The organism is Bradyrhizobium sp. (genome assembly GCF_049581145.1).
Lineage (GTDB): Bacteria > Pseudomonadota > Alphaproteobacteria > Rhizobiales > Xanthobacteraceae > Bradyrhizobium.
In genome coordinates this window covers 1-4,405 of the sequence record NZ_JBAURI010001098.1, presented here as the reverse complement: position 1 = coordinate 4,405, position 4,405 = coordinate 1, and the positions used below count along the sequence as shown (strand labels likewise).

The window sequence follows — 4,405 nt, the reverse complement described above, 5'->3', positions numbered from 1 at the left end:
GCTCGATATTCTGGTCGCCAATGCCGGCATCGCGAAGACCGCCAGCATCGAAGAGACGACGGTCGAGGATTTCGATCGTTTGTTCGCCGTCAATGTCCGCGCGCCGTTTTTCCTGGTGCAGCAATTGTTGCCCATCATGCATGAAGGCGGCAGCATCGTGCTGCTGTCGTCTCTGGCGGCGCATGCCGTGGTGGGCGTGCTGCCGGCCTACGCCGCAACCAAGGGCGCGGTCGATACGCTGGTGAAGCATTTCGCTTCCGCGCTTGGCGCGCGCGGCGTTCGCGTCAACGCCGTCGCGCCGGGGGTGGTTGCGACCGACATGTCGTCCTTCGTCAAGATGAACGACGGCCGCGACTACACCCTTGGCCTGCAAGCGCTGAAGCGGATCGCCCAGGCTGACGACGTCGGCGATGCCGTCGCCTTCCTGGCCTCGCCCGAGGCGCGCTGGATCACCGGCGACACCATTCACGTCGATGGCGGTTCCAGGCTCTGAGCTCGCAGGAAATTCGGTTTTCTGAACCCACGAGGAGATTCCCGATGTCGAATGAACTCGAAAACAAGGTTGCCTTCGTCAGCGGCGGCTCGCGCGGCATCGGTGCGGCGATCGCCAAGCGTCTCGCGGCCGATGGCGCGCGTGTAGCCATCACCTATGCCAAAGGTGCGGATGCCGCAGCGGAGGTCGTCAAAACGATCGAAGGCGCCGGCGGAAGGGCGATCGCGATCCAGGCGGATGCGACCGACCCCGCGGCCGTGAAGGCCGCCATCGACAGGGCGGTCGCCTTGCTCGGCAAACTCGATATCCTCGTCAACAATGCCGGCACTGCCATCCCGAAGCAATTCGAGGAAGCGACGTTGGAGGAACTGGATCGCGTGATCGATATCAACCTCCGCGGTGTTTTCATCACGACGCAGGCTGCGCTCAAACACATGAACAATGGAGGCCGGATCATCACGATCGGCTCCTGCGTCGGCGAACGCATGATGACCCCCGGGCTGGTGGCCTACTCCGCGACCAAGGGAGCGATCCGTATGTTCACGCAGGGGTTGTCTCGGGAGGTGGGAGACCGCGGCATTACCGTCAACAATATCCAGCCGGGTCCGATCGATACGGATCTCAACCCGGCGTCGGGCGAGTGGGCCGTGCCGCAGAAGGCAAACACGGCGCTCAATCGCTATGGCACGGTCGACGATATTGCCGCGATGGTCGGTTTCGTCGCAGGTCCGGGCGCCTCCTATATCACGGGTGCCAACCTCACGGTCGACGGCGGCACCAACGCCTGACCGGCTCGCCCTGCGGCGCGACCGCGGGGGGAGCCCATTCTGTTCTCTTGCCGGATTGCCCGGACGGTCGCCATTCCTGCCGCGCGATTCAAATGCTGCCCGCAAGCTTGTTTCGCCAGTCCATGATGCCCTCAACCGCCAAAGCAGTCTGCGCGGCGTGTTATCCTGATTGCCGTTTGTGCCTTCTAAGGAAGGCAGAGTGACCTTCAGCCTCGGCTATTTCTGCGCTCGCGAATATGCCTTCGGATGGAAGCCGCCGCCATCCTTCAGCAATGATCTCGCCTTCGTATTCCGACTTGTAGGCGTATTCTTCTGCGAAGGTGAAATGCCCGTCGTCGCGCTGCAGTATCGCAACGCGCCGCTGCTGCGGCTTTCCCGTAGCAACAGAGACGATCTCAATGGCCGCTGACACTTTCACCAACTTCATCTGCCGCTTTCCTTGGCTCTCAATGCGAAGAGAGATTCCGTCTCTTCGGAATTTGCCGCGTGGGAGGCCAGGAAGCTACCTCGGGTGGCTATATTTGCAATGTCGCTCAGTGGCACCAAGCGTAAGTGCCAGAACGCACGGGCCATTTCGGGGCTGGAGGCAGACTTTCGTCGGTATCTACCCGCAGCAATACTCTGTTGTCACCGTCCCAACCGTCATGTTCATGATCTCCAATGTTGGCTGGCGGCGCAGACCGGCTGTGCCATCCGCCTGCTGGCCACTGCCGCCTTGACCCGAAACGGACCTTAGCCCTAGCGGACGGTCTGTCCCCGCTGGGGACCTGATTGAATCTGGTCGGCCGAAGGTCCGCATTTTGGCCTCACTGTTCAAACTAGAATCAGAGGGAGTCTTATCTCATAGGGGAGCGCACCATGAACTTGAGTCGAGCAGTTGTGCTGTCGTTTTTTGCACTGGGAGTCGGATTGGTTTCTCTCTCGGGATCGCGGAGCGCCACAGCCGAGTGCTCAGTTCACACATTGCAGGGCAGTTACTTGTTTCACGGCCGAGGCATAAACGTCCACTATGGAGTACTTGAGTTTGACGGCGCTGGAAACTTCTCAGGAAAGCAAACCTCGATTCGTCAGCCAAATGTTGCCTCTGCCCAACGAGAAACACTTCATGGGAACTATGCGATCAACGCGGACTGCACCGGCGAGATGGAAATGGACGGTCAGATCGGCGGAACGGCGCATTGGGATATTTTCGTTACCGCTGACGGCAAGAAGGGACGCATGATCCGGACAGATGCTGGGAGAACAGGCGTCCGCACATTTGAGCAGTAGTTCTCTCGTTTTGAACTTACGAGGCCGCCTCAAGTTGGCGGCCTCGTTCAGTCCACTTGGTGGTCGAGCATCTGCGGTGTGCTTCTGACAAATTCAGTGCTCTGTCACCGCAATTCCCGCGCTTGATGAAGACAGGTCCGTTGCCGTCGCGGCGAAGCTTGTTCGACCGGGTCTCGGGGAATCCGGTGTAGGCCGGCGCCCCCCGGTATCGACCGGAGTTTCGTAGATATTGGTCATTTGACGCCTCTGGCGCCGGATCCTGGCCAGAACTGAGCGAAAGGCCCGCGGTCCACTTGAGCAAACGATCCGACAACTGATCGTTCAGAACCTTCGTCTCGGCCAGGTCCCTTGATCCCTCGACAAGGGACGTCTCGTGACTGCCCCGGCGTGTCAGTTGAGGGCGAGAGGCGGACATGATGGAATCCATCGGCTAAGTGGGTGGGCTTCAACATTCCGCGCGGCTAGTATACTTTGAGTTGCAACAGAGCGGAGACGAATAAATGTCTGATCAGACTATGGGAGACGATTCGTGGATGAGCCTGAAATTGTAAAAATGCTTTTTGAAAAGTTACAATCGGGGGCACGCCATCGATTTCCTGGACTGGGCGAGAAGCTTAGCGCGCCAACCCAACCGGGCGTTTACGTTCTTTATGGCAGTCGTGGCAAAGTTCGGTACGTTGGCCAAGCTCGGGGTAGCCAAGGTTTGCGGGCCAGATTAATGGCCCATCTCAACAATTCTTGGCATACAGCGAAATACGGTAGCAATTTTAGAGCCCGCGGACGTTTTCGTTTCTTGGTAGTTCAGAATGAACGCCAACGAGCGCTTCTGGAGGCATATGCAACTGGGTGCCTTTGTCCCGCATACATGCCGCAATATTGGCCTCCGGCTGGAACAAGTCGATCGTGAGGAGGGCCTGGCCCGCGCCCGATCACTGCGTGACGAGATGGAAAGCTCGTAGGGCGGATCGTGATCCGCCGTTCTGTTTCGCCAAAACGGTGGGTTACGCCTTCGGCTCCAACCCGCCATACGCGCGACGCGCTGAACAAAGGCGAGTTCGATTTCACGTTTCCATTCGATCCAGCGGGAATCGTAGAGAGCGTTGCAATTCACCCCGAGGCCGATCTACGTTCTACGAGACGGTTCTTTGGGCCTTCGACGATCACGCTAAGCCTCTTAGCGCGTAGGATGGGTTGAGCCCTTCGCGAAACCCATCATCTTCGCAACCATGATTGATGGGTATCGCTTCGCTCTACCCATCCTACGGGCTCCTGCGCGCTGGTCATTTCCGGCCTACCCCAGAATGCAGACAATTTCGGAGCCAGTCGGGACTTTATATTTCTGGCAGACCCGACACTTGACACGGCGAACGGCTCGCCTCCAAGGCCGCCTTCTCGAATGCCACCGTCTTTTTCTTCGTCTCACTTCCGCTTCTTGTATTGCCGGTATACTTTCTCATGCTCGGCTGTCATTTCTGCGCTATCCTCGCGCAGTAGTCCGCCAAAGGCATTGTTGTACGCCGTGAACTTGGGGCCGTGCTTCACCGCCCATTCTGCTTGAAATCTGCGTAACCCATCGGTCTCGCGTTTCTCACGCTTCTCGTCTTTAAACCCTGCTTGTCCGCGCGTATGACCGTATGGGCTGAATGACTGCCCACCCCCTCCCCGATACCCAACTATAACCTCGCCGCCCATGTGAACTAGTCGTGGTTCGGGCATGAGCAGATACCCTTCTCCAAACTTCTTCCAGTGATCGGTCGAAACAGTACGCTCTGGGTAAAGCCATTCCTCTTTCGCGGCCGCAATATAGCGGTACGCGCGGCGCTTCGTGATCAGATTGATTTGCAGTACCTCGTCT

Annotated in this window: 5 protein-coding genes; 3 read left to right on the top strand and 2 right to left on the bottom strand. The window is 58.4% G+C overall.

The window, feature by feature from the left end; translation table 11 throughout:
• Positions 1-493, top strand: a 493-nt coding sequence (locus WCB02_RS35380; RefSeq protein WP_423966042.1) for an SDR family NAD(P)-dependent oxidoreductase, incomplete at its 5' end; no start/stop codon positions are given.
• Between the two features lie 44 nt (positions 494-537).
• Positions 538-1,281: an SDR family NAD(P)-dependent oxidoreductase gene (locus WCB02_RS35375; RefSeq protein WP_423966040.1), complete on the top strand. Its 744-nt coding sequence runs from the start codon at positions 538-540 to the stop codon at positions 1,279-1,281.
• 160 nt (positions 1,282-1,441) lie between these two features.
• Here WCB02_RS35375 and WCB02_RS35370 read toward each other — a convergent pair whose 3' ends face one another.
• Positions 1,442-1,708 carry a hypothetical protein gene (locus tag WCB02_RS35370; RefSeq protein WP_423966038.1) on the bottom strand — a complete coding sequence of 89 codons (267 nt, stop codon included), beginning with the start codon at positions 1,706-1,708 and terminating at the stop codon, positions 1,442-1,444.
• Between the two features lie 431 nt (positions 1,709-2,139).
• On the opposite strand from WCB02_RS35370, the gene WCB02_RS35365 reads away from it, so the two are divergent.
• Positions 2,140-2,550: a hypothetical protein gene (locus WCB02_RS35365; RefSeq protein WP_423966036.1), complete on the top strand. Its 411-nt coding sequence runs from the start codon at positions 2,140-2,142 to the stop codon at positions 2,548-2,550.
• Positions 2,551-3,969: 1,419 nt separating this feature from the next.
• On the opposite strand, the gene WCB02_RS35360 is transcribed toward WCB02_RS35365, so the two are convergent.
• Positions 3,970-4,405, bottom strand: a 436-nt coding sequence (locus WCB02_RS35360) for a hypothetical protein (RefSeq protein WP_423966033.1), incomplete at its 5' end; no start/stop codon positions are given.